The sequence below is a fragment of the Geomicrobium sp. JCM 19037 genome (assembly GCF_000698105.1).
Taxonomy (GTDB): domain Bacteria; phylum Bacillota; class Bacilli; order Bacillales; family Marinococcaceae; genus Geomicrobium_A.
The window spans coordinates 1-23,836 of the sequence record NZ_BAWZ01000045.1 but is presented as its reverse complement, the minus strand read 5'-3'; the positions used below and the strand labels follow the sequence as shown (position 1 = coordinate 23,836).

The 23,836-nt window shown below is 45.0% G+C and carries 27 protein-coding genes and 2 pseudogenes; 10 read left to right on the top strand and 19 right to left on the bottom strand.

Annotation, left to right across the window (positions count from 1 at the left end; all coding sequences use genetic code 11):
- Positions 1-100: 100 nt before the first annotated feature.
- On the top strand, positions 101-1,018 hold the full coding sequence (locus JCM19037_RS19355; RefSeq protein WP_307189881.1) for a tripartite tricarboxylate transporter permease: 918 nt from the start codon (positions 101-103) through the stop codon (positions 1,016-1,018).
- A 180-nt stretch (positions 1,019-1,198) separates the two neighbouring features.
- On the opposite strand, the gene JCM19037_RS24660 is transcribed toward JCM19037_RS19355, so the two are convergent.
- A complete protein-coding gene (locus tag JCM19037_RS24660; protein WP_238544821.1) occupies positions 1,199-1,348 on the bottom strand; it encodes a RuBisCO large subunit C-terminal-like domain-containing protein in 150 nt (49 codons plus the stop codon).
- 91 nt (positions 1,349-1,439) lie between these two features.
- On the opposite strand from JCM19037_RS24660, the gene JCM19037_RS19350 reads away from it, so the two are divergent.
- A complete protein-coding gene (locus JCM19037_RS19350) occupies positions 1,440-3,074 on the top strand; it encodes an SWIM zinc finger domain-containing protein (protein WP_042403879.1) in 1,635 nt (544 codons plus the stop codon).
- A 928-nt stretch (positions 3,075-4,002) separates the two neighbouring features.
- Here JCM19037_RS19350 and JCM19037_RS19345 read toward each other — a convergent pair.
- The 6 genes and pseudogenes from JCM19037_RS19345 to JCM19037_RS27800 all read right to left on the bottom strand — a co-directional run bounded on the left by JCM19037_RS19345 (position 4,003) and on the right by JCM19037_RS27800 (position 8,639).
- A complete protein-coding gene (locus tag JCM19037_RS19345; RefSeq protein ID WP_238544820.1) occupies positions 4,003-4,929 on the bottom strand; it encodes a 3-hydroxyacyl-CoA dehydrogenase family protein in 927 nt (308 codons plus the stop codon).
- 29 nt (positions 4,930-4,958) lie between these two features.
- On the bottom strand, positions 4,959-5,741 hold the full coding sequence (locus JCM19037_RS19340) for a 3-hydroxybutyrate dehydrogenase (protein ID WP_042403877.1): 783 nt from the start codon (positions 5,739-5,741) through the stop codon (positions 4,959-4,961).
- A 26-nt stretch (positions 5,742-5,767) separates the two neighbouring features.
- A pseudogene (locus JCM19037_RS19335) lies at positions 5,768-7,089 on the bottom strand (GntP family permease).
- Between the two features lie 142 nt (positions 7,090-7,231).
- Positions 7,232-7,489, bottom strand: a complete 258-nt coding sequence (locus JCM19037_RS27810; RefSeq protein WP_052364099.1) for a helix-turn-helix domain-containing protein — start codon at positions 7,487-7,489, stop codon at positions 7,232-7,234.
- Complete coding sequence (locus JCM19037_RS27805) at positions 7,486-8,268, bottom strand: sigma-54-dependent Fis family transcriptional regulator (protein ID WP_052364098.1); 783 nt, start codon at positions 8,266-8,268, stop codon at positions 7,486-7,488. The genes JCM19037_RS27810 and JCM19037_RS27805 overlap by 4 nt, the downstream gene beginning before the upstream one ends.
- Entirely contained in the window at positions 8,253-8,639 is a 387-nt protein-coding gene (locus JCM19037_RS27800; protein ID WP_052364097.1) for a PAS domain S-box protein, read from the bottom strand. Before JCM19037_RS27800 ends, JCM19037_RS27805 begins: the two co-directional genes overlap by 16 nt.
- 677 nt (positions 8,640-9,316) lie before the next feature.
- On the opposite strand from JCM19037_RS27800, the gene JCM19037_RS19325 reads away from it, so the two are divergent.
- Positions 9,317-10,582, top strand: coding sequence for an OFA family MFS transporter (locus JCM19037_RS19325; RefSeq protein WP_042403875.1), 1,266 nt, complete (start codon positions 9,317-9,319; stop codon positions 10,580-10,582).
- A 52-nt stretch (positions 10,583-10,634) separates the two neighbouring features.
- Positions 10,635-11,135 (top strand): GNAT family N-acetyltransferase, encoded by a 501-nt coding sequence (locus JCM19037_RS19320; protein WP_042403873.1) that lies wholly within the window; start codon positions 10,635-10,637, stop codon positions 11,133-11,135.
- 32 nt (positions 11,136-11,167) lie between these two features.
- Here the strand turns inward: JCM19037_RS19320 and JCM19037_RS19315 are convergent, their stop codons facing one another.
- On the bottom strand, positions 11,168-11,356 hold the full coding sequence (locus JCM19037_RS19315; protein WP_042403871.1) for a hypothetical protein: 189 nt from the start codon (positions 11,354-11,356) through the stop codon (positions 11,168-11,170).
- 361 nt (positions 11,357-11,717) lie between these two features.
- On the opposite strand from JCM19037_RS19315, the gene JCM19037_RS19310 reads away from it, so the two are divergent.
- From JCM19037_RS19310 to JCM19037_RS19305, 3 genes are read left to right on the top strand one after another with little or no spacing between them, the layout of a single operon-like run.
- A complete protein-coding gene (locus JCM19037_RS19310) occupies positions 11,718-12,305 on the top strand; it encodes a sigma-70 family RNA polymerase sigma factor (RefSeq protein ID WP_042403869.1) in 588 nt (195 codons plus the stop codon).
- The gene (locus tag JCM19037_RS24655) at positions 12,298-12,462 is read left to right on the top strand and encodes a YvrJ family protein (RefSeq protein WP_152549153.1); all 165 of its coding nucleotides are present in this window, start codon (positions 12,298-12,300) and stop codon (positions 12,460-12,462) included. The genes JCM19037_RS19310 and JCM19037_RS24655 overlap by 8 nt, the downstream gene beginning before the upstream one ends.
- Positions 12,437-12,637 (top strand): hypothetical protein, encoded by a 201-nt coding sequence (locus JCM19037_RS19305; RefSeq protein ID WP_042403867.1) that lies wholly within the window; start codon positions 12,437-12,439, stop codon positions 12,635-12,637. Before JCM19037_RS24655 ends, JCM19037_RS19305 begins: the two co-directional genes overlap by 26 nt.
- Before the next feature lie 16 nt (positions 12,638-12,653).
- Here JCM19037_RS19305 and JCM19037_RS29625 read toward each other — a convergent pair whose 3' ends face one another.
- Both JCM19037_RS29625 and JCM19037_RS29620 read right to left on the bottom strand, forming a co-directional pair.
- On the bottom strand, positions 12,654-12,998 hold the full coding sequence (locus JCM19037_RS29625; RefSeq protein WP_307189886.1) for an FAD-dependent oxidoreductase: 345 nt from the start codon (positions 12,996-12,998) through the stop codon (positions 12,654-12,656).
- Positions 12,999-13,018: 20 nt separating this feature from the next.
- Positions 13,019-13,576 (bottom strand): NAD(P)/FAD-dependent oxidoreductase, encoded by a 558-nt coding sequence (locus JCM19037_RS29620; RefSeq protein ID WP_307189880.1) that lies wholly within the window; start codon positions 13,574-13,576, stop codon positions 13,019-13,021.
- Between the two features lie 116 nt (positions 13,577-13,692).
- On the opposite strand from JCM19037_RS29620, the gene JCM19037_RS19295 reads away from it, so the two are divergent.
- A complete protein-coding gene (locus tag JCM19037_RS19295; protein WP_042403865.1) occupies positions 13,693-13,911 on the top strand; it encodes a hypothetical protein in 219 nt (72 codons plus the stop codon).
- 514 nt (positions 13,912-14,425) lie between these two features.
- On the opposite strand, the gene JCM19037_RS19290 is transcribed toward JCM19037_RS19295, so the two are convergent.
- The 3 genes and pseudogenes from JCM19037_RS19290 to JCM19037_RS19280 all read right to left on the bottom strand — a co-directional run bounded on the left by JCM19037_RS19290 (position 14,426) and on the right by JCM19037_RS19280 (position 17,105).
- Entirely contained in the window at positions 14,426-15,382 is a 957-nt protein-coding gene (locus JCM19037_RS19290; RefSeq protein ID WP_307189879.1) for a DNA alkylation repair protein, read from the bottom strand.
- A pseudogene (lhgO, locus tag JCM19037_RS19285) lies at positions 15,367-16,582 on the bottom strand (L-2-hydroxyglutarate oxidase). The gene JCM19037_RS19290 and the pseudogene lhgO overlap by 16 nt, the downstream one beginning before the upstream one ends.
- Before the next feature lie 13 nt (positions 16,583-16,595).
- Positions 16,596-17,105, bottom strand: coding sequence for a GNAT family N-acetyltransferase (locus JCM19037_RS19280; protein ID WP_042403863.1), 510 nt, complete (start codon positions 17,103-17,105; stop codon positions 16,596-16,598).
- Positions 17,106-17,191: 86 nt separating this feature from the next.
- Between JCM19037_RS19280 and coaA the strand changes: the two genes are divergently transcribed.
- Positions 17,192-18,133, top strand: coding sequence for a type I pantothenate kinase (gene coaA, locus JCM19037_RS19275; RefSeq protein ID WP_042403862.1), 942 nt, complete (start codon positions 17,192-17,194; stop codon positions 18,131-18,133).
- Between the two features lie 81 nt (positions 18,134-18,214).
- Here the strand turns inward: coaA and JCM19037_RS28845 are convergent, their stop codons facing one another.
- The 5 genes from JCM19037_RS28845 to JCM19037_RS19255 all read right to left on the bottom strand — a co-directional run bounded on the left by JCM19037_RS28845 (position 18,215) and on the right by JCM19037_RS19255 (position 21,510).
- Entirely contained in the window at positions 18,215-18,631 is a 417-nt protein-coding gene (locus JCM19037_RS28845; protein WP_255357950.1) for an alpha/beta hydrolase fold domain-containing protein, read from the bottom strand.
- A 2-nt stretch (positions 18,632-18,633) separates the two neighbouring features.
- The gene (locus JCM19037_RS28840; RefSeq protein WP_052364095.1) at positions 18,634-19,050 is read right to left on the bottom strand and encodes an alpha/beta hydrolase; all 417 of its coding nucleotides are present in this window, start codon (positions 19,048-19,050) and stop codon (positions 18,634-18,636) included.
- Between the two features lie 201 nt (positions 19,051-19,251).
- A complete protein-coding gene (wrbA, locus tag JCM19037_RS19265; RefSeq protein ID WP_081829453.1) occupies positions 19,252-19,923 on the bottom strand; it encodes an NAD(P)H:quinone oxidoreductase in 672 nt (223 codons plus the stop codon).
- Positions 19,924-19,944: 21 nt separating this feature from the next.
- Positions 19,945-20,892: a ring-cleaving dioxygenase gene (locus JCM19037_RS19260; protein WP_042403860.1), complete on the bottom strand. Its 948-nt coding sequence runs from the start codon at positions 20,890-20,892 to the stop codon at positions 19,945-19,947.
- A 174-nt stretch (positions 20,893-21,066) separates the two neighbouring features.
- Positions 21,067-21,510, bottom strand: coding sequence for a MarR family winged helix-turn-helix transcriptional regulator (locus tag JCM19037_RS19255; RefSeq protein ID WP_042403897.1), 444 nt, complete (start codon positions 21,508-21,510; stop codon positions 21,067-21,069).
- A gap of 96 nt (positions 21,511-21,606) precedes the next feature.
- Between JCM19037_RS19255 and JCM19037_RS19250 the strand changes: the two genes are divergently transcribed.
- Positions 21,607-21,897 carry a hypothetical protein gene (locus tag JCM19037_RS19250; RefSeq protein ID WP_042403859.1) on the top strand — a complete coding sequence of 97 codons (291 nt, stop codon included), beginning with the start codon at positions 21,607-21,609 and terminating at the stop codon, positions 21,895-21,897.
- A gap of 993 nt (positions 21,898-22,890) precedes the next feature.
- Here the strand turns inward: JCM19037_RS19250 and JCM19037_RS19245 are convergent.
- Entirely contained in the window at positions 22,891-23,121 is a 231-nt protein-coding gene (locus JCM19037_RS19245) for a hypothetical protein (protein WP_042403858.1), read from the bottom strand.
- Between the last annotated feature and the right edge of the window lie 715 nt (positions 23,122-23,836).

Here is a 23,836-nt window from a genome sequence, read left to right as displayed (position 1 = left end):
CAATTATATCTATTCCTGTAAGTATCCTACTTGCCATTTTCATCATGCCTGTTGCAGATGTAATCGTTGGATATGAAGGCTTATCTTCTTTCTCGGTGCAGTGTTTCTCGCACTGTTAACAAAAAATAAATGGTTATCTTTAGTCGCCATACTGCCGTTTGCTTTATTGATCCAAGGGTTAAGAGAGCTGTACTGGGCAACCGGCATTATTCCAGAAGATTCGACCGTATTTATTTCCTTCTTTCTCGGCATTACGATTGGTCCAATCATGTTCAGCTTGTTTGAATTATTAAATCGCGATGCCAGAAACGCCTTGCCTCGCTATGACCATAAAGTGATTACATTTAAAGAGTCTAACGACAATCGGGGGTTCCCTAACCCATTCAAAATACTCAATAAAAAAGAAGTGGCTTCCGCTTCTACAGGTTCTCTACTTGGATCCCTTACATTCTTCCTTTCGCCCGTCGGTATGACAATCTTTTATGGCGAGCTTCTTTCGAGGAAAATTAAAGACCCAGTAAAAAGAGCCTCTCGTGCTATCTCTACGATGGACAGTTTAACGAGTGCAACGTATATGGCCGGGATTTTAATCCCGCTGATTGCCATTGGATTGCCACTCTCTCCAGTCGCAATCGGACCAGGTAACGCCTTATTTAATGCACCGCCTGTTTTTGATACAAGCAACAACATTCACCATCAACTGTCCATGGGTGAAATTATTATCGCTACCATTATCGGTGCTTCCATTGCCATGATCTTCACGTACTACGTTGCCATGAGATACGCCAACCAAATTTGCAACTTCGTCTTCAAGCTCGTCCCGCACGAAGCATTAATTGGCTTATTTATGGCTCTCGTTTTTATGCTTGCCTACATGGATGCCGGATGGGTTAATATCTTTGGCGTCGTCCTCATTGGACTAGTCGCAGGATTACTCCACCGCAACGGCGTAAACTACGGTGTATTGTTTATGATTTTATACGCAGCTCCTTGGTTATTAAGCATAATTGGAGGGTAAATCAAAGAACAGAACGTCAAAGAATTTTCATACCTCAAATCACGTTACACCCTCGTCCCCACATCGTCACTTTACGATGTGGGGACGAGGGTTTTCGCATTATGTTCAAAAGTATAACAGCGGTTGGAACTTCATCGTCCCAATTTATCTCTAGAAAAAGACTGAACATACTCCCGCCACCTAAACATCAAACCTCTCAATAGCTTCCTTTAACTCCTTGTGTTCTTTACTATACGCACTAATGGACACTCCTTTGATTGCCGCCTCCCACCCTTGGCGCATACTCCGCACCCCGGCTTTCACACCACTCGGGTGGGAGAGAATCCCCACCCCATCCCCCCTCTTCACTTAATAGAAACAACCCTTTCTGCTAAAATGAACGTAAATTAGGCAAACAACCATTCCAAAGGAGTTGCCCAACATGAAATGGAAGCATTTATTTCCAGAAAAAATTTTAGATCGAGGCCATGCGTATTACGCTGATGAATTGGTGGAAGACCTTGACGTAACAGCAACCGTGATCCAAGCGAATGTTATAGGCCAGGATCTGTATTACGTACAAATAAAACATATCGATGGATCAATAGGGACGATGTATTGTGAGTGTCCGTATGCGCTAGAAAATCAGCATTGCAAACATATGGCGGCTGTCCTCTATGAATTCGATGAGGGAAACGATTTGAATCACATCGAAAGTACCCATATGACAGAAGACATTTTTCATCTAGTTGCACGAGCAGATGACACGCTGCTACGGGGGTTTTTAACAGCGATTTTGTCAGAAAACAGTGAACTACTCGGGCGCTTTAAAGGAGAACTAGGCGTACCTCTGTCAGAAAGTGATGTTCAGCGCTATAAGCTAGAAATTAACGACATTTTTGCAGAGTACGAGGATCGGCACGGTTTTATTGGCTATTACCAAGCGAGGGAGCTTTCAATGGACCTCACTGACTACCTTGGACGACATGTACATTTACTGATTAACACTCGTCAAGTTTCTGAGGCCTTTGAAGTCGTTAATCATACATTCAAGGAAATGCATAATTTGGCAATTGACGACTCTGGCGGGGGAATTGTGACCATCTTGAATCATTGTGTCGCGCATTGGCAAGAAATAATCAACCGTGCTGATCAGGCACAAAAAGTTGACATGTTCGACTGGTTTATTCAACAACTAGACGGGCACGTCATTGATTATATGGAAGAATATTTGGAAGCTGTCCTATTCGATCAATTTACGGAGAAAGTTTTTCTCAAAAAGAAAGAACAGCTCGTTGATAAGAAATTAAGGGCGTTGTTTCGTACAGAAAGAATCGCGTATGACACTGACAAATGGTTGCTGCGAAAAATTGAGTTATTGGAACAGCAAAACGTCGAGCAAAGTGAGATCGATGACTATTGCAAACAACACCTCCACTTCAACGGAGTGAAAGACTATTATGTCGAACGATGCCTAGAGCGTAAAGACTTTCAAACAGCTGTGGAAGTGTTAGAAGAGAGCAAAGTCAGAAATGGAGATCTTCCAGGAATTGTCGCTCGAGACAGCGTAACATTAAAAGATTTATACAAACAAGCTGGAAATCACTCGGCTTATCTCCAAGAATTATGGGACTTAGCCTTGAACCATCACGCTGGAAACGTAGAGATCTTTAACGAGTTAAAACAACAATATACTGTGGAAGAGTGGGCAGAGCAACGCGAAGTGCTATTCGAACAGCTTCCAAAGTCCGCTCCCATCCACAGACTGTACCACGTGGAACAGCTATACGACCGGCTACTAGCATTCGTCCAATCATCCTCATCGATCATGCTGCTAGAGTATGAAAATATTCTAAAAGACAAATATCCCGAAGCAATGCTAGAAAAATACGAATCAATCGTTCAAGCAATGGCCGAAGAAACCGCCAACCGAAAGAACTATCAACAGATCGTCAAACTTCTAAGAAAAATGAAACCCTATCCCGACGGCGAAAAACGCGTCGCCGCCCTCAAAACAAAGTGGCAACAGCAATACAAAAACCGCCCGGCAATGATGGAAGAGTTGAATAAGTTGTAGGGAAATGGCTATTGAGTAATGCATAACGAGTGAGCCACCGAGTTCGGAGAGTTCCTTGTAGCAGAATGAGCAAAGCCCTGGATCCGTCTTACAGATCCAGGGCTTGTTGTTTGTGAGAGCCATTGTTGCTGGAGTTTTATTTCAGTCGATGCAGGGTTCGATGCCACCCCCACAACCAAAGGGAAAACGTATTACAATCCACGCACCCGCACGGGGTGCGACTGCGATTATAGCTTATAATTATACTATAACCATTATATTGTCTGCATATTCAATCTTCTTGTGTTATTTTGCACAAGACAATCCCTCTATCTATTACATAGTTTATCACAATTGACCAAAAAGTTGGTGCGGGTCAGCTAGGGATTTTATGTTCGCTTAGGGTTCGCTCTGCTAGTTTAACTTTCATTATACATTACTTTGTATATGAATTTCATAAAATTCACTTGCGGCACTCTGTAGTTAGCTCCTCTTCCACCATTGCACCAGTTGTATTGTAATACAGAAATTCGTCTATCCATTGGTCGTCCTTTTCTCGTCAAAGGGTGCCCTCAATCCTTTTTCTTCAGCAAGCTGGATGTCTTCTACTTTTTGAATTTAAGAATTAAACGAGCTTCCGGAGAAACTCGTTTATTTTTATAGCTTCTTTTCAGTCGGCTTCGTTAGATTAGGATTAGATAAAAAAATCTATTAGCCGTTGATTGACTCTTGTATCGTTTAGCCGCCACATCCATGTTTCTAGCATCTGAGCCTTCCAGTCAATAAAATTACTAACTTAATACAATCAATGAAGAGAATTTATCTATTTTTTCTACCTAACGAATAATGCATTTCAAAATTTTCCCATTTTATTTAAGCTTGGTTATATAACCTCGACATAAAAAGTGTGTCATCCTAATTAAATAAACAATAAACCGTTGTGAAGCTGTTATTGTCTCACCTTACTCATCTTCAGCAGATATTCATCTCGCTCCACGAGTCTCGATTGAATCACTTCATCTGAATACGAGTAGATGCCTTTGCTCGTTTTGGTTCCTAAGTTCCCATTTTCAATCGCAGCATCAATAAACGATGGTACTTGTTGTTTTGCTGAAAGCTCAGGCGCCAAGTTCTCCACGACACTCTTCCAAATATCAAGTCCTCCAAAGTCTGCCGTTTCAAGAGGACCCGAAAAGCCCCAACGTAAGCCAGGTCCTTCTGTCACTGCAAGATCAATACTTCTTGCATCTGCAACACCTTCTTCTAACAAATGAAACGCTTCACGAACGAGGGCGGCTTGCAACCGATTGGCAATAAAACCAGGGACATCCTTTTGAAGTAAAATTGGCCGTTTGCCAACCTGCTCCATAAAGTTCATCACACGTTTCGCAACATCTTCGGTCGTTTTATTGCCTTTGACGACTTCAACAAGCGGAACGAATTGAGCAGGGTTAAAAAAGTGCGTCACGATAAATCGTTCAGGGTGAGCGACGTTTTTCGTTAATGCTTCAAGTGAAAATGTTGAGGTGTTCGATGCGATAATTGTTTCCTTTAAAATCGCTTCTTCAAGTTTTTCATACAATTCATGTTTTAAATCTAGTTTCTCAGAAATGGCTTCAATCACGAGATCACTGTTAGAAGCGGATTGTATTACATCCGTCGATGTTGACAATGTCATGAGCGTCCGCTCTTTCTCACTCTCGCTAATCGCTTGTTGTTCAACTTGCATTGCCAAATTTGCAGTTATTAGTTCTGTGGCTTTTTCTAATGATGATTCATAAACGTCAGTGAGAACGACGGGTACATTTGCTTGTGCTACCAGCTGGGCAATGCCATGACCCATCACTCCTGAACCAATAACAGTTACTTGTTTCAATGGTCCTCTCTCCTTTACAAAACACGGGGCTATTGAACCGTATAGCCGCCGTCAATCGTATTTGCTTGACCGGTAATGCCTTTAGATTGCTCACGAGCTAAAAAGAGAGCATAATCGGCAATCTCCTCGGTTTCTAACAATCGTCGTTGCGGAATGAGCGGGTAAAAGACGTCTTCTAACACTTGCTCTTCACTGACGCCACGTTCTTTTGATAAGTCATCTAATTGTTTTTGAACAAGATCAGTACGTACATAACCAGGACAAAGAGCGTTAACGGTAATCCCATCTGCTGCTCCTTCAAGAGCGGTTACTTTCGTTAAACCAATTAATCCATGTTTTGCGCTATTGTAAGCTGATTTCCCCGCATAGCCAATCAATCCGTTAATACTTGCCATATTAATAATACGTCCGTATTGTTGTTCTTTCATGATTGGGAACACTTCTTTAATAAAGCGGAAAGGCCCAGTAAGCATAATATCAATCATTCGTTCAAACGTTACCGTTGGGAACGTCTCAACCGATGAAACATATTGCATTCCCGCGTTGTTGACGAGAATATCGATTCGACCAAACGTCGTCATCGTCTCTTGCACTGTACGTGTAATGTCTGCTTCACTTTGAACATTACACGTAATCCCCATCACTTCGTACCCATCTTGTTTAAACTCTTGAACTCTTGTTTGCAATACTTCTTCGTTCAAATCACTAAGCACAACTTTCGCTCCAGCGTTAACATAGGATTTTGCAATTTCTAGACCTAATCCATTTGCTGCTCCTGTAATGATCGCAACGCGGTTTTCTAATGATGTCATAATATCGCCTTCCTTTATTATTGTTATTAGATACCTAGTCCAAAGGAGAATAAAATAATTGCAAGAATTACTCCAATGATTGGGACAAGTACTGTAACCATCGCTAGCGGTCCATACGCAACGCGGTGTGATTCACCACAAATAGCTCGAATCGTCGTCACAACGTAGCCGCCGTGTGGCAGTGTATCCAATGCACCAGATGAAATCGCAACAACACGGTGCAATGCTTCTGGGTTCACACCTGCATCAAGATAATGAGGAGCAATAAGCGGCAATGCAATTTGTTGCCCTCCTGAAGATGATCCTGTAAGACCAGCAATAACTCCGACGGCAATGGCTGCACCAATAAGCGGGTTCCCATCAAAGCCAGTCACAATATCAACCGCTGCACTAAACGCAGGTGTCGCTTGTGCGACTGCACCAAACCCAACAACGGCTGCAGTATTCGTGATCGCAAGCAAAGCACCCATTGTTCCTTTTGAAGCAGATCCCCAGACATCCGTTAAGTATTTGCGGTTTAAAATCCAAGTCGTAAAAATACCACTCGCAAGTGCGATAATGAGTGCAGAATGTTCCAGTGTGTCATGGAATAAAAAGGCAATGACTAACACAACAACAAGTGGAATTGCGGATAACAATGGGCTTGGTAAATCTTGTTCGACTGGCTCTGGATCACCTGGACGATGATCAAACTTCTCACCTTTTCTCACTGCTCGGTTAACCATCCATTTAAGTAGGTAATACCCAAAGAAAATCATAAAAATTGCAACAATCAAGCTCACTTGCCAACCTGCATAAGGTGACGTCCCTAAAATCGGCATCGGAATCCAGTTTTGAATTTCTGGTGAACCTGCTGAAGTCATCGTAAACGTCACTGAACCAAAAGCAAGAGTTGCTGGAATAAAGCGCCTCGGTAAATTACCTTGACGAAATAAACTTAAAGCTAACGGAAATACGGAAAAACCTACGACGAATAAACTAACGCCTCCGTAAGTTAAAATCGCACACGCAGCAACAATCGCTGCAATCGCATACTTTACGCCGAGTTTATCAATGACAAACTTCGAGACACTGTCTGCTGCTCGTGCATCTTCCATTACTTTTCCAAACATTGATCCGAGCAAGAACATTAAAAACCATTGACCGACAAAATTTGCAAATCCGGTCATATAGTTTCCGACAAGGTTTGGATCTCCTTCTGCTACAAGCTGAGGAAACAATGGAATACCACTAAAGACAGCTAAAAACAGAGCACACAAAGGGGTCGAAATTAATAAGTTCCACCCTCGCATCGTCAAAACGATAAGTATGTTAGACCCCCTACTAACCCAATTAAACTGAATAACACCTAGATCCCTCCATCATCCAAAATTGAAAGCGATTACATAACACTAATGCAATAAGTGTGCCAATTATTAAATGTCAAGAAATCAAGGGTTTCTAAGCATGGACACCTTTCACATTCCATAATTCCGGAAAATTTTCCTGATTTATGGAATGTTATGTTTCGAACGTTTTGCATAAAAGCTTGATTTACCAATTCCTAAACTTGAAGCCGCTTTTGTTGCATCCCCATTTTCTTTCGCAAGCGCCGCAATGATCTTGCGTCGTTCCTCTTTCTCAATCGCTGTTTGCAATGTTTCTTCATCTGTGTCTTCTTCAGAAAGAATCGCTGAAAAGCTAAGGTCGTTCGTTTCAATCCATTCATCTTCCTTACGAATCATCGCCCGTTCTAGTACATTTCTCAACTCACGTATATTCCAGGCCACGTGTGCGATTTTAATTTCTCTTCGGCTTGTCTTGTTAGCCCAGCAACTGCAATTCCCATCTCTTGCTCAAGCTCCCTTAATAAAGAATGGGCAAGGGTTCCAAAATCATGAAGGCGATTCCTTAGTGATGGGATATGGATGGGCATTACGTGTAGACGATAATATAAATCCGCTCGGAAACTTCCTTTCTTTACGAGCTCCTCCAATGATCGATTCGTAGCAGCAATGATACGAACATCAACAGGCTCAGGGGCGATGCCACCAACCGGTTCAATTTCTTTTTCCTGTAAAACCCGAAGTAACTTCACTTGCATCGCTAAAGGCATTTCACTCACTTCATCCAAAAATAAAGTTCCCCTATGCGCTAGTGCAATTTTTCCGATTTTGCCACTTTGTTTTGCTCCAGTGAATGAACCTTCCTTATATCCAAACAATTCAGATTCAAATAACGTCTCAGGAATCGCCGCACAATGAAGCTGAACGAAAGGACCCAATGAACGTTTACTTTCTCGATGAATGGCATGGGCAAACAACTCTTTTCCCGTACCACTTTCACCTTCGATTAGTATGGTTGTATCTGTCTTCGCCGCTTTCATCGCTAATTTCCGCGTTTTGTCAATTTGCTGGTCACTTCCCACGATTCTATGGAAACTATATTTCGCCTTTAACTGCTCATTCGGAGATTCATAGAGTTTCGTCTTTAAGAAGTCACGAAATTGCGAGTTCATCTTAAAAAGATCATCTAAATCTTGAAACATGATCTTACCAACGACGCAACGATTTTGTTGCCAATAATAATGGGGATACGATTGGCGATCATATGATGGCCATTAATCTCTTGAACGTTTGCAATCTCTGGATAGCCAGTCTTAGCAACAATATGCATGCGGGTGTTTTCTACAACTTCAGTTACATGCTTACCACGAACATCATCTGCAGTTTGGTTAATAAATGCCGCATACGTTTCATTGACCGAAATAATAATTCCATTATGGTCAACAACAATGACGCCCTCATAAGAATGTTCCAAAGCCGATCGATAGAGCTGTAGTTCGTTATGCAAATCTTTATTTTCACTTGCTAACTGTTTTATGTATTCAAGAACAAAGCCTTGACTGCTAATTTTCATCACTGTCACTCCTCTCGTTAATTATAATCAGAGCGCAAATATTTTTTCCACCTGAAAAAATCACCATAGATCGCTTTTTCTATGTAGTGCAATTGTAAGGTAGCTGGAGCGCAGAATGCCACGCCAAAACGCCCAGACCCGACGTGCCGATATGCGTCAGCGGGTGTTTCGGCTCGGTTCTGCCTCCAAACTGTTACCTAGTTGCGCCCATCTGTGCCCCAGCTTCCTCACTTTTTCCGCTCAACGGAAACTTACGCACAACTCGAGTACAGATTCTCTAAACTAGGTAACAGAATGAGCTCCGTCCCACGGAACCAAGATCCAAATTGCCATCAGCACGAGCCGCGCCGAACCCAGACCGGTTTAGCTTCGGCACCGCTGGGGCCGACATGTCGTCGGCACTCTTCCCCTGAGAATCTGCGCGCAAGTTTTGCGAAATCGTCGCTAAATTAGTAAAAAAGAGCAAACTAGAGCGCAGAATCCCCACCAACCAAAAAACCAGGTGTCTTCTGAAAATATCCAGGAGACCTGCAATCTAGATCGCAGGTCTTACGATCTAGACCACACACCCCACCCCTCCCTCTGCGCTAACATGAGTAAGGGTTTTCTCTGTACATCCGCACGTAAACGATTTACGATAGTGGTTGAAATTGCGTTAATATTTAGGAGGTTTTAGTGTGCAGGCAAACCGAAATCGTTGGTTGATTGCAATCTCTGCAATTGCGCTTCATTTGTCGATTGGCTCTGTGTATGCGTACAGTGTGTATCAGAATCCGATTAATGACTCTGTAGGTTGGAATATCACGTCTGTTACGGTTGCATTTACGGTGGCGATATTCTTTCTCGGGATGTCGGCGGCGTTTATGGGCAAGTTTGTGGAGCGAAATGGTCCGAGAAAATCGGGGCTTATTTCTGCGCTGCTCTTTGGTTTAGGGACGATCGGTGCGGGCTTCTCAATTCAAATCGAAAATTTCGCAATGTTTGTTACTTTTTATGGTGTGATTGGCGGGATTGGTTTAGGGATTGGTTACATTGCCCCGGTGTCCACACTCGTGAAGTGGTTCCCGGACAGGCGCGGGCTCGCAACAGGTATGGCGGTGCTCGGTTTTGGTTCAGGGGCTCTTATTACGAGTCCGTTGGCGGAGTTTCTAATGAACAATGTTTCGATTGCATCAACGTTTTACATATTGGGGTCTTTATACTTTGTCCTTATGATTGCTGGTGCGAGTTATTTGGCGCCGCCACCAGAAGGTTGGAAACCAGCCAATATGCAAACGGACTCTGAGAAAGAGAAACCACGTACGGCGGCGACCGACTTGGCTCAGTTGACGGCGAATGAGTCGCTCAAAACGATGCGTTTTTATTTGTTGTGGGTCATGATGTTTATTAACATCTCTGCAGGTATTATGCTGCTTGCGGTAGCGGCCAACATGACTGAGACGATCACCGGGGCCTCAAGTGCCTTTGCGGCGACCGTTGTCGGGGTGATGGGCTTCTTTAACGGCATTGGCCGTATTGGTTGGGCAAGTTTTTCCGATTATATCGGGCGTGCGAACATGTATATTGTCTTCTTTGTCATTCAGCTCGGCGCGTTTATTGCCCTTCCGTTTACGACGAATGAAGTGATGTTCTCAATTCTGCTTTATCTCATTATGACGTGTTATGGTGGTGGATTTGCGTGCTTGCCTGCATTTATCGGAGACTTGTTCGGTACGAAGCAACTTGGCGCCATTCACGGCTACACACTGACCGCTTGGGCGATGGCAGGAATTGCGGGTCCAACGGCTGTTTCAATGACGTTTGAGCGTACAGGAGAATTCACCTCTGCGTTCGTGTTGTTCACGATCTTGCTTGCCGTTGCGCTGTTTGCGGCCATTCTCATGAAAGTGAACATCAAGCGCGTGAAGCAAGACACGACAACACAGATGAACGTCTCCGCGTAAATTTACATCGTCTCCTCAATGCCTCATAATAGCAGGACAGCAGGAGGTTTTGATGGATACAATTACACGAACAGAACGCTTACACGTGCGCAAGATGACGACAGACGATCACTTATCATTGGCACGCATTTTTGAAGACACCGACGCGATGCACTATTATGCTGGCAAAACACCTGACGCGTCGTCTTGGCTGGATTGGACACTTGAGAATTACCGAAAATACAACATCGGGATGTGGGTCGTCGAGCACCGAGATGACGGGCGCTTTCTCGGTCAATGCGGCATTGTGCCCCACCGAATTGCTGGTCAAGTAGAAGTAGAAATGGGGTATTTGTTCGTCAAAGCGGAGTGGGGGAATGGATATGCGAGCGAAGCCGCCCGAGCCTGCCTGCGCTTCGCGTTCCACACGTTGTGTATTCCAAGAATTGTGTCGTTGATTGATGAGCGTCACGCACGGTCGGTGAACGTTGCAACCCGCGCTGGAATGGTGAAGGAAAAGGAACTCCTTCACCGAAATCGGCACGTTGCCTTATACGCCATTCATCAAGAATAAAAACAAAAAACCCGCAGGCGGCGCGGGTTTTTTCATTCGGTCGTTTCGGTTGCTGTACGTGTAATGAGTAAACCGTATAACAATGTGAAGACCATGCCAGAAAAGCCAATGACTTGAGCAACGATGCTCGTCACTTCTGCATTCGTTAGTACACCAAATACTAAAAACGAAATGGACAGAAGCATTCCGGCGATGATCAATAGGAGTGTTCCCATTCTCATCTTTTCTCACCTCTTTTATTCTCTCTATAACTGTTCTATGCGCACCCCTCTTTTTCCATGAATATCCTATTCCCTATTTCCAGCTATGCAAAACGTCATATTTTGTCGGAATATTCATTATTTACCACTTATTAAAAATATAATGTGTCAGCTTCGCTATCGGATTCAGCGATTTGTGATGCGCGAAATGTTATTCTTTATACATTACAGCAACATTTATAATGTGTCAATGATTATTTTCAACATTGGACAATGTGTTCGGTTATCCGTTATGATATAAGAACTAATGTTCCCCTTTTTGTTGTACAACCCACACCAATTTACTCTTTTTGTCATATACAAGCAGGGAGGGGTGAGTTCTATGCATGTTCAACTTGAAAAGCTGGAAACCGAATGCCCACAGATGAAAGCATTTATTCACAAAAATCGTGAATTGTTTGAGCAGCCGATTATCAAGCAGTTCTTAAATGACCCCGGGGCGCGTTCGGTTTTCATTCGCAGTATCTGTCAACCTTCTGAAGAAAATCAGAAGCAACTAAACCGCATGTTCAAAAGTTTCTATGCCAATGTTCAGTTAACCGCTTATTTGTCAAAGTCGTTACATTGGACGGCGGTTGACTATGACCAAAAACGCCGCAAAACCGGTGAAGACCAACCACTTATTTTGGACAACCTATTGGGTTCAGGCACACCGTATTATGAAGACTATGGTCACGTATTTGAATCCGAAGATGTGACCTCGTGGAGTGCAGATCCGAAGTTATCAGAAGCACTCAAGAAACTAACACCAAGTCAGCAACAAATTCTCATCGGTTACTACAAGCATGGGCAGAGCAACAAAGAAATTGCGGAACAAATGAAAGTCAGTCAACAGGCGGTGTCTAGAATGCGCTTACTCACCATCCGTCATTTGCGTAAAGTGATGGATGAAGGTGAGCGTGATGTTTGAGCTAACCACGTTTGTTGAACTGTTTGCGAACTATGGTTTTCCTGTCGTCATTTCCTTTTACCTTTTATTTCGGTTTGAACGTCGTCTCGAACGATTAGAGCAACTATTAATCCAGAAAGTGAGTGAAGAGAATGATTCAGAGAAAGAAATTGGATGAATTAATTCACGATTTTGAACCAAAAATCCGCAAATGCTTACTGCAAACGTCCCCGGATGAACGAGACGATTTGCGCCAAGTGTTGTGGCTGAAGCTGACTGAACTGTCCACGAATTTCAACTCAGATAACGCGCCGAACTTTGATGAGTTCCGCGCACAAGTCGAAAACCGCTAATCGGTCCACAATCGTATCATAGCCGGGCTATGATACGATTTTTATCGTTCACCGAACGATTTCTCAATCCAAACAGCGCAAGTGTGCCTTCATCCATCGCGATCGTGACTTGTTCAGCATGCACACCGACATCACCTGCCGCCCAAATGTGATCCACATTCGTCATTTTCGTTCTGGCATTCGTAATCAAGTGGCCATTCTCCATCCGTTCTGCCCCAAGCTTCCTAGCTAAATCGGAGTGCACATCGATAGACCCGAAGGCGATGAAGGCATGGGACGCTTCTAACGTATTCCCGTTCTGCAATTCCACACCTTGAAACTGACGATCCTCAACTAGAGGACGTAAAATGCTTTCTTCAATATAAGTGACGTTAAGGTCCTTTAATTTCTGTTGATCTTGCTGACGAATGGGTTCTTTCTCGTGGTTAATGTATGTGAGGTCGCTCGTCCACCGGTAAAGGCGCTCGGCATATGGACGCCTGCTTTGCCGGAGCCGAGGATGAGTGTGGGTTCGTTTTCGACTTCGTGTCCGTCACAGTCCGGGCAAATGTACACGCTCAACCCAAAGCACGGCTCGAGTTGGGGAAACGGGTTCTGGTCGGACACACCTGTCGCAAACAGCAGTCGGCGCGCTTCGAATGTGTTGCCATTCTCCGTAGCGATTTGGAATTGTTCCGGGCTATGCCGGTGAACGTTGGTGACGTTCTCCGTCACGTGTGTTACCCCTAACGCCTCCGCTTGCTCGATGCCAATCTGGCGAAGGTCTTTGCCACTCACCCCCTCTGGCCACCCGAGAATGTTGCGGTACTTCAAGCATCGGGTCGAGCGCCCTAGTCCTCGGTCTACGACGAGCACCCGTCGGTCATAGCGCCCGAGTTGAATGGACGCTTGTAGCCCGGCAATGCCGCCTCCGATAATAATCACATCATATAATTCCATCCCGCACCTCTCCCTTCGTTCCTATTGTGCTCGGGAGAAGATGCGGGTATTCAATACAAAATGTGCAGGGCAAAGGATGGTTCTCTGCCCCCGTTTCCGCAGGGGGTGCTGGCAAGATGAATGATCGTTCTGCGCAGGGGTTTGCCCCATCTGCGCGCAAGTTTGCGCTTTTGAACGATTTTAGCGCCGATTTCGCCAAACTCGTGCGCAGTTTGTTCCAACTTGCGCGCAAATTCCAGGCTGAAGTGCCAACGACTTGTCGGCGCCAGCGGGGCCGAAGCGAAACCGAACTCGGTTCGGCGCGGCTCGCGCCGACAGCTTGTGGGTACTTCTAGGCGGGGATTGTACACGTAACCCGGTAATCTGTTCCCAAGTTTATGAGGATAGACTGCTTTTGCTCTGATTTTCTACAACTTGAGAACAGACCGATTGCAACTGGAGCACAGTTTCCACTGGACCTAGCTTACATTGGCTCTGAAGAAATTCTTTCGTTCAATTTGTGTAGACCTTATTTGCACTCGCTACCTATAATTAGCTTCATCCACGCAAAAAAGTGCAGCGTGCCCAGCCGAGGCACGCTGCAAAGTAGGTATTGCATAAAGGGGATGTTGAGAGCAAAACATCATCGGGTTTTTGCCTATGACGCCTTCTCATTAAGCTAATTGATAATGAATATCAATGTCACTTACTATATTATGGTATGTTCCATTATAAGTCAACCCTTAATTGAAAATTATTCTCAGTGATGTTTCTGCAACCCCAACCCCATTGATAAATAACGTGAACCGATGGTCACCCGTGTAATGTTTGCGTGTGGATAAATCTTTAAAGCTGTGGGTGCGCACCCGCTCAACTCCAGTATCTCCTGGAATCGTCGAGTCGGTTAATAAAAACTTTTTTTTGCGATGTTTTTCCCCGTGCCTTCACAAAATCAATGGCGTACTCCACCCGTAACTTTGCTTCGGCTGTTGCTTCAAACCCATAGTGAACGGTTACGTATTCACCAATCGCTACTTCCGCTGGCTCGACACGGATATACGCGTTTTGTGCGAGACGACGGTCACTATACCCAAAGAGCTCGAACGCTTCCGGGACCGAGCGTCGCAACAACGTCCGACACGCATGACGAATCACCCAATCCGTATCCTTGTGCTCCCCTTGCCAAGCCGCCGCAACACGTAGCACGTACTTGGGATGATCCTTCGAGATGTCATTCAAGTGGTTGGCCACACTTCTCCTCACATAGAGAGACGGGTCGGCTTTGAGCGTTTCAAGAATTTGGTTTGTGCTCGCGGGGTCTTCGATAAACATCGGTAACGATTTCCCCCACGGCAAACGAGGACGCGTCCCCTCACTCGCGAGCCTGCGCACGTGCTCGTCTTGATCTTGCGCCCACTTGTACATCTGAACGAGCATGTATTCGGGATCCTTCAAAATGAACGGCCGAACCGCAAACTCCGCTGTTGAAAGTTTCGTCCACCGCTCGAGCATCCGCATCGACAACGCCCAATCGTCCATACCATAAATCGCAATGAACTCTGGAAAAAAAAGATAACGGCCGCCTTCGCACGTATCGTCGATTCGAGCTAACGTGTCACACGCTTCCTCAAATGTTCCCGAAAGATGTTCCCCTAACACCCGAGCAATGTGCCTCATGCGGGTGAGCAAGGAATAGTCGTTCCACTCCGTTATGAAGATATCCGCCAGAAATGCTTCCGGATGAAAATCAGCGTCTACCGTGCTAACCCGTTGTGCAAAAGACTTTATAAACTCGTGGTCATACATATCTTTTAATGGTTCTGCCATTGTTCCTTCCTCCGTTCCCTTCGCGCCAACATCCGCCTCGCCACTTCTTTTCCGATCTCTAGAGAAGCTGTTGCCGCTGGTGAGGGCGCATTTACGACGTGCAACGAACGTTTGCCTGTCACGAGGTGAAAGTCATCGACCATCTTCCCATCAACGGTAAGCGCTTGTGCTCGCACGCCACTCGGCGCAGGCTCAAGGTCTGATGCGGTCACTGCTGGGACGAGCCGTTGCAAGCTTTTTACGAAGTGGGGTTTGCTATAGGAACGGACCATCTCGCCAACCCCCGTTTTCATATACTTACGCGCAATTTTTAGAAAGCCTGGGTACGCCAGCACTTCCCCGAGATCTTTAAGGCGAATATCCGTCTTACGATACCCTTCCCGTTTGAACGATAACACTGCATTTGGGCCGGCTTCGACTTCACCATCAATCATCCGCGTGAAATGGACACCGAGAAACGGGAAATCAGGATCAGCACAGGATAGACGAGGTGGCGGACAAGTTGTCTCCGCGATGCTTTTAACTTGTAGTATTCCCCGCGAAACGGCACAATTTTCATATCAAGATGAATCCCTGCCATACGCGCCACTCGGTCGCTTTGCAACCCGGCACAATTCACTACGTACCGCGCCTCCACAGATTGTTTGTCGGTCGTAACAACGACACGCTCTCTCGTCTCGTCGATGGCGCTCACCGTTTCTGAAAGCGTAACAATCCCCCCGTTTTCTTGAAAGAGTTCAGCAAGTTTGTTTGTCACTTCTGTATAGTTGACGATGCCTGCTGTCGGTACTCTGATCGCAGCGAGGCATTTACGTGTGGCTCGATTTTGCGAAGTTGGTCGGCACCCAGTTTCTCGACAGCTAAGCCGTTTTCTAAGCCTCGTTCATAAAGACGCTCCAACCGCGGCAGTTCGTCCTCGTCGGTGGCAACGATTACTTTGCCGCAAATGTCGACGTCAATGTGATGTGTTTCGCAAAACGCGCGCATCGACTCACTACCAGCGCGCGCAAATTTTGCTTTGTAGCTTCCCGGCGTGTAATAGATCCCAGAATGAATGACGCCGCTGTTATGCCCGGTCTGATGACGAGCGAGTTCTGTTTCTTTTTCAATTATCTGAACGCTTGCGCCAGGTTCAGCCTGTTGTAATGCATAGGCGACGCTTACACCGACTATGCCGCCGCCAATAATTACATAGTCCATTCTACTCTCTCCTTTATGTAGCATATTCTTCGGCTAACATGCTCATTAAATGCTGGTCATAATACGTATTGTTTAGGTTCAATGCTTGTCGACGTGTTCCTTCACGTGTAAACCCTGCTTTCTCGTAAGCCCTGATTGCCCTTTCGTTATGTGAGAACACTTCGAGCTCGAGTCGGTTCAGTTGCAGTTCTTGGAACACAACGGCTTGTACAAGTTGCACAGCTTTCGTTCCGTACCCTTTGCCAAACCATTTTTCGTGATGAAGGGAAATTCTAAGATGGGCAGACTGATTCGTCTCGTCAATATCCATAATTGCTACATCGCCAATGAGTTGACCATCGGTTTCGTGACAAATCGCAAAGTCACGGCGACTCGTATCCATATCAAACTGCGTATACGCTTGTTGGACTTCTTGCATCGTAAAGGTCCGCTGCGTACCGGTCAGGTGAAGGATCGTTGGATCTTGGCACGACTCATACAAACCGTGTAAATCATCTTCTCGAATTTCTCGTAAATAAACCATAAGAAGATTCTCTCCTTTTCAACTGCTGTCGAATGTTGTAAGATTCAATTGAATGAAAGCACATACACAAAAAGCGAGGTCTTGCTGTGAATGCAACGCACTTTTCCCCATACTTATCGTTTGACCGCAACCTATGGTCAGATTTTCGTAAAAAAAACGGCATTTCGTTGGATCACGTTGACTTAACGGAGTTGCAAGGGTTAAACGAGCAGTTATCACTTACTGAAATTGATGACATCTATGTACCCTTGTCCCATTTGTTACGTCTGCATTATATGAAATCACAAGAATTGCACCGAGATACGAATACATTTTTGCAACAGCAAACGAAGAAAGTGCCTTTTATTATCGGTATTGCCGGGAGTGTTGCTGTTGGAAAAAGCACAACAGCAAGAATTCTTCATAACCTTATCGCCCAATGGCCGAATCAACCGCGGGTTGAACTCGTCACAACCGACGGCTTTCTCTATCCGAATGAAAAGTTGGAAGAACTCGGCATCATGACGAAAAAAGGATTTCCAGAAAGTTTCGATGTTGCGTATCTGTTCCGTTTTCTCTCCAACTTAAAGTCAGGACAAGAGACGGTACAAGCACCGCTCTATTCACATATGAAATACAACGTTTTGGAACACGAACAACAGACGTTACACCAACCGGACGTCGTCATCGTCGAAGGAATTAACGTCTTGCAACCTCCTAAATTAGAAAAGAATCAGACAAAAACGTTCATCTCCGACTTTTTCGATTATGCGATGTATATCGATGCTGAGGAAGAGATGATCGAGCATTGGTACAAACATCGTTTTCAATTGCTTCGTCAAACCGCCTTCCAAAACGCGGAATCGTACTTTAATAAATATGCGGACTTGAGTGATGAGGAAGCGTCAGAAGTCGCCGATCGCATTTGGAAGCAGACGAACCGGGTGAACCTGCTCGAAAATATCTTGCCGACGAAAAACCGCGCCGATTTGATTTTACGTAAAGGCGAAGGTCACGCCGTCAAAGCGATCCACGTTCGCAAACTATAATTGAAGATTCGCCCATTCACACTTGTTAGGAATGGGCTTTCGGTGCTTCTTTTAATACATCGATAATCTGTTCCGTCGCTTTTAACGCCTCTGGGAAGTTGAAAATCGGATAGATGTGCACCATTTTAGGCGCCTCAATGTAGTGAATATCCACACCTTCAGACTTTGCTTTCTCAACGAACTTCCTCGCATCCGGCACGAGAATGTCGTGCGTCCCATCAGTACCGTCATTTCCGCATCTACGTGCAAGTCGCCGAACATCGGACTCAGTCGGTAGTCCGTCCGGTCCGTATCTCCCGCATACATCTCCCCGGCTTCAATCACTCCTGGAAGTGCCAGAAACGGATCGAACCGATCCACCTTCTGAATCCCGGGATTCTCCATCGTCATATCGAGCCACGGTGAGATCGCAATCACCTTCTCCGGTTGCGGCAATTGCTGTTCTTTTAAGTACTGGCACAGTGACAATGCCATGCCCCCACCTGCTGAGTCTCCCATAATCACTTGCGATTCTGCTCATTGTAAATCGGCAACACGAAATCATACGTCTCATCAAACGTATGCTCGGGTGCAAGTGGGTACAACGGCACCGTGATCTTGCACCCTAGCGCCTCTACAATTCGTGCTAAAAAATGCCAATGTTGCGATGTAATGCGATTTACATACGCCCCGCCGTGCAAGTAGAAAATGTGCAGATCACTCGTTTGTTCTTTCGGTTGAATAACGTAATAGAAGTGCCCGTCCTGTTCATGCTTTTCCACATCCAACTCTTGCACGATGACACCTGGCGGTTCAAATTCTAACAACCGTCTCGTCTGAATGCCCCGTTCCAGTTCCTCGCCTGTCTTTTGCCAAAATTGCTTTCTGCGTGAAAGCCGGAGCACAAGCTTAAAGAACTTGCTCTGATAACTTTCCATCAGGTCCTCCTTTTTTGTAAATTCTATCATTAAATTTCGTGTGTGTATAAAGAATACCCTTTATGAGTGTATGATCGGTGAACATTACGTATGTATGCGGCGGTGAAGGTGCACGACCCCACCTCTCTATGATACGATTCCAGCAAAAAAACGAAAAACTGCCCGAAAAGGCGAGGGAATCGTCTTTTCGGGCAGTGCGGATTACATGCCTGACGTTACGGCTTTAGCTACAGCTACGGTACGCTTTGCTTGGTTGGCAATCGCCTCATCCAATTTGTTTTCTTGAATGTTTCCTTCTCCATCCACAGTTGCACTTGTTCCGTATGGGTTTCCACCAGACTCGAACGTGACTGGATCGGTGTACCCTGGTGCGGCAACAATCGCTCCCCAGTGGAACATTGTTTTGTATAGCGCAAGTACAGTAGCTTCTTGACCACCGTGTGCGTTTTGCGCGGAGCTCATTGCACTAACAACTTTGTTTACGAGCTTCCCTTGCGCCCATAGGCCGCCGGCTTGGTCGATGAACTGTTTCACTTGGCCAGGAACGTTACCAAAGCGTGTCGGTACACTCCAAATGATCGCGTCTGCCCAATCAAGGTCATCAATTTTTGCATCCGGAACATCTTTCGTTGCTTCATAGTGAGCTTTCCATGCAGGGTTTGACTCGATCGCTTCCATTGGCGCGAGTTCAGGAACTTTGACGAGCTTTACTTCTGCACCTTCAGCCTCTGCTGCATCTTTTGCCCAGTTGGCCATTTTGTAATTTGTTCCTGTTGAACTGTAATATACGACGGCTACTTTTACCATGTTATCTGTCTCCTTTTTTTCTGGTTCTATCGTTTCTTTCCCGAATAATCGTGCTAAAAAACCCATGCGTATTCTCCTTCACACCTCCTAATCGGAATTAAGGTGATTGATTGTCCGAACTTCGGCGGGATGCAGTTGCGATTCGATCTGTTCTCTTTTTGGCTCATACCACTCGGGTAACTTGAGCTGCTCACCCATTGTTTTATACGATTCATCATGAGCAAAGCCTGGTGGGTCTGTCGCGATTTCAAAAAGAATTTGCCCGTGTTCCCGGAAGTAAATCGCATTGAAATACTGTCGGTCTTGAACCGGTGTCACTTGATAACCTGCATCGGCGACATGAGACTGCCACTTGAGTTGGTCGTCATCATCTTTGGCCCGAAATGCAATATGGTGCACCATGCCAACGCCCATCCTACCCGGCCCGACGTTTTCTTTTTTCAGGTCGATAGTGTTTCCAATGTCTCCTTTGGACGTAAAGCGAATCCACTCATCATCTTCAGTCATTTTTTCGCAACCCATCGTTTGTTCGAGCAATTGTGCCGTTTCATTCGGATTAACCGACAGAAGCGTGGCACCTGCAAATCCTTTTATCGCTTCAATATCCGACACGCCATTAAATGGCCACGGATTATTCCTTCCACTCTCTTGTTCGACTAGCGTCAGTTGCAATCCATGAGGATCGGTAAACGCCAAATGCGTCTTCCCGAATCGGATCACTTCCTCGTAGCGAATGTCAAATTTCTCCAATCGCTTCTTCCAAAAATCCATCGTTCGTGGCGGGATCGCAAAATCCGTCGTCCCTACTTGCCCGCCACCAATCCGCCCTGGCATCGCATTGGGCCACGGAAAGAATGTCATAATTGTTCCTGGACTTCCTTGATCATCTCCGAAGTAAAGATGATACGTCCCAGGATCATCAAAATTTATCGTCTTCTTCACTAAACGTAACCCTAAAACACCTGCATAAAAGTCGACGTTTTCTTGAGGTTTTCCAACAATCGCAGTGATGTGATGTATACCTTTCGTGTGCATACTCAAGCTAAGGCACCTCCTACGAATAATATAACCAAACCGAACTCGGTTATTTGCATTTCATGAATTCATTTAATATGAAATCGAGATATATGAGTAAAAAAACTCGAATTCACTTATCTTTAATTCGAGATAATCGTATCAGAAAATCCAATGAAACGTCAAGGGATTTTTTTAAGAAAGCTGTTTGGCGTGTCCTCCAAGCTTTTTGAGCAGTTGAATAACTTCGTCTTTCTCCGATGCTGACAGCCCTTCCATAATGTTTTCAATCGCTTCAACATGACACGGAAAAGACTCGTCCATAAAGGTTTTCCCGGCTTCCGTTAATGTGACGTATGTGATTCTTCGGTCACTCGGACACGGCCTTCGCTCAGTAAACCCTCGTTTTTCAAGCTTGTCCACAACATACGTAATGGAGCTGCTTGCAATTAACACTTTCTCCCCAATTTTTTGGACGGGCTGATCGCCTTTATTATATAAAAGCTCTATGACGGCAAACTCCGTAGGATTTAGACCGTGCGAGCGTATATCAATTTCCACTTTCTTCTTTATCGCTTCAAGCGCTCTCGTAAGAACAACAAATAACTTTAGCGAACGCTCTTGATTTTCATTAAACATCATAGTAAACTCCTTTCCATCTCTAGTATAACACGCAAGGTTTAAGTCATCCATGAAAATATCTCGAAATCGAAATAAAAACGGAAGAGTGATCCTATGAATGAGATCGAGAAACAAGTAGTTGAAAACTTCAAGCAAGATGAAAACGTCATGATTCTTGTTTTTTCACAGTGGTGTACGAACCACGACCTCGATCCACAAGCACTTTATAAAGAGGCTTATCCACAACAAGAAATTCATCCAGAACACGTGCAAACCTTTGCACTTGCGGTACCAAAAGAAGAAGCTGAACCCATTGCCAATGAAACCGTACTCGGGGTCCTCATGATGTTTGGCAATACCGATCTTGCAGCAGTCGTTCAGCAAGAAATAGACAAACAGAAATAGCGTTTCTTATAGCCTTTACGTTTTAGGGAAAGTTATCCCTAAACGGAGGAGGTATACACAATGAAAAAGCTGTGGAACCGGCCTGCATTGCTCATGGTGCTGTCAGCTTGTGCACCTAAAGGAGAAACACACACTCGTAATCACATGGGTGGCGACGACCTGCACTTTAACATCCAAGACCATAGGCCTAACGCAATCCATTGATCCAGCAACAGACCCGACAGACATCGGCTTGGACCATCATAACTAAAAAGAAAAAGGACGTCGACATCGTTATAGTCACGTCCTTTTTCTTTTGCACATAGAAGGCGAGCCACTGCGTGCTTACTACCTTTTGAAAAGATTTAACCCAAAGGCTTTTTGCTATTTTAGACGCTCCGTCAGACGATAACAGACGATCTCAAAAGCAGGTGAGCATGATCCCGACATGCTCGTTCGTTCCGCACAAGACGCCCTAGCCGGAATGAAATCACGGAGGCTTTCAGTTCCGTTCCGCACAGGCCCTCTAGCCGGAACGAAAATCCCATGGCTCTAAATTTTGTTCCGCACAGACACCCCTCGCAGCAACGAAGTGACAGCACTAGCAACGAATTGCACCGAAGAGGCCCAAGTGCCTCATTAGTTAATTTATGGGGCACTTGGGCAAAGAAAACTATCCTTTTAAAATCGATCGACACATATATGCAGTCAACTACAACAAAACGAAATATACGTGACAGTCGAGCCCTTATAGTGACCTGTTTCACAGCTAGATTGTCACCTAAAAGAGGCAGAGATCGTAACGGTGCTTGCGCCAAGTTATGATCAACGTTCATGTCTTTATACTCGCTACCATCTCAGTGCCGATCAACGATCAGCACTGAGACTGTCGAAGTGAAACAAAACGAGCTTAGGCATACACTTGCTAGGCGTTTACCCGTGAAAGAGCGATCGAGATAATCGCGTTCTGTAATTTTCTTTTGTCCAACTCATATCGCTATTTAGACCGAATACTCAAGACTTCATCGACGATGCCCATAGGAAAAGAAGTAGAGCTATAATCCCGATCACAATTCCGGTCGTGAACAAATACCCAAAATGGTCGTTTGTTATTTCAATTGACCGCTCAACACCCATAGGGCTACCTTGTGAAAGCCCAATTTGTACGAATCCAATTAAATACGTCCCTAAATATACAAATGCTGCAACGAGTGCGAGTATAGAAGCGCTCACTAGTTTGTACATGTAGAATCACCCCACCTCAATAGATATAGATTTACTCTGATGTTGGAGTTGATACCATGCCCCTCATTAATCAATGTATTACGACTCTATTCCACATAAGCATTAAATCCCACTTTTATAATATCATATATTCTTAAAAATTATAATTGTATGACTTATCGTTTTTTAACTACTGCAGAAGCATAGAACAACCTCGATAAATATTCGGGTCCTCTCACTAAACAATCACCCTTCATTGTAATATTAACCAAGATTGAGGGACTCGCACGGGTATTGACATGACTGGTCGGTTTTGCTTCGTCACCGGAGGTGGCGATTGTTGTATATACTAAAGGTTTCGGCTATTTCCCTACTGCATATATAAAGGTACTCTGAATAAAAGTCACATAGAGGCGGACTGGACAGGCATTAGGATGTTACCAAGGAGGTCTTTCTCGTATCGGTATTTTTCCACATTCTGGTATTTAGATACCGCCATGAACTTCGTTTCGACCTTACGCTCCCATATTCTGGTACTCCATTGCCATTACCAACCCCGGTTCGGCTTTACGTTCCCATATTTTGGTACTCCGATGCCGTTATGAAGCTCGTTTCGGCATTACACTTCCATATTTTGGTACTCGAACGCCGCTACAAACCCCACTTCGGCCTCACGTTCCCATATTCCGATACTCCGATGCCGATACCTACCCGTTTCGGCTTTACATTCCCACAT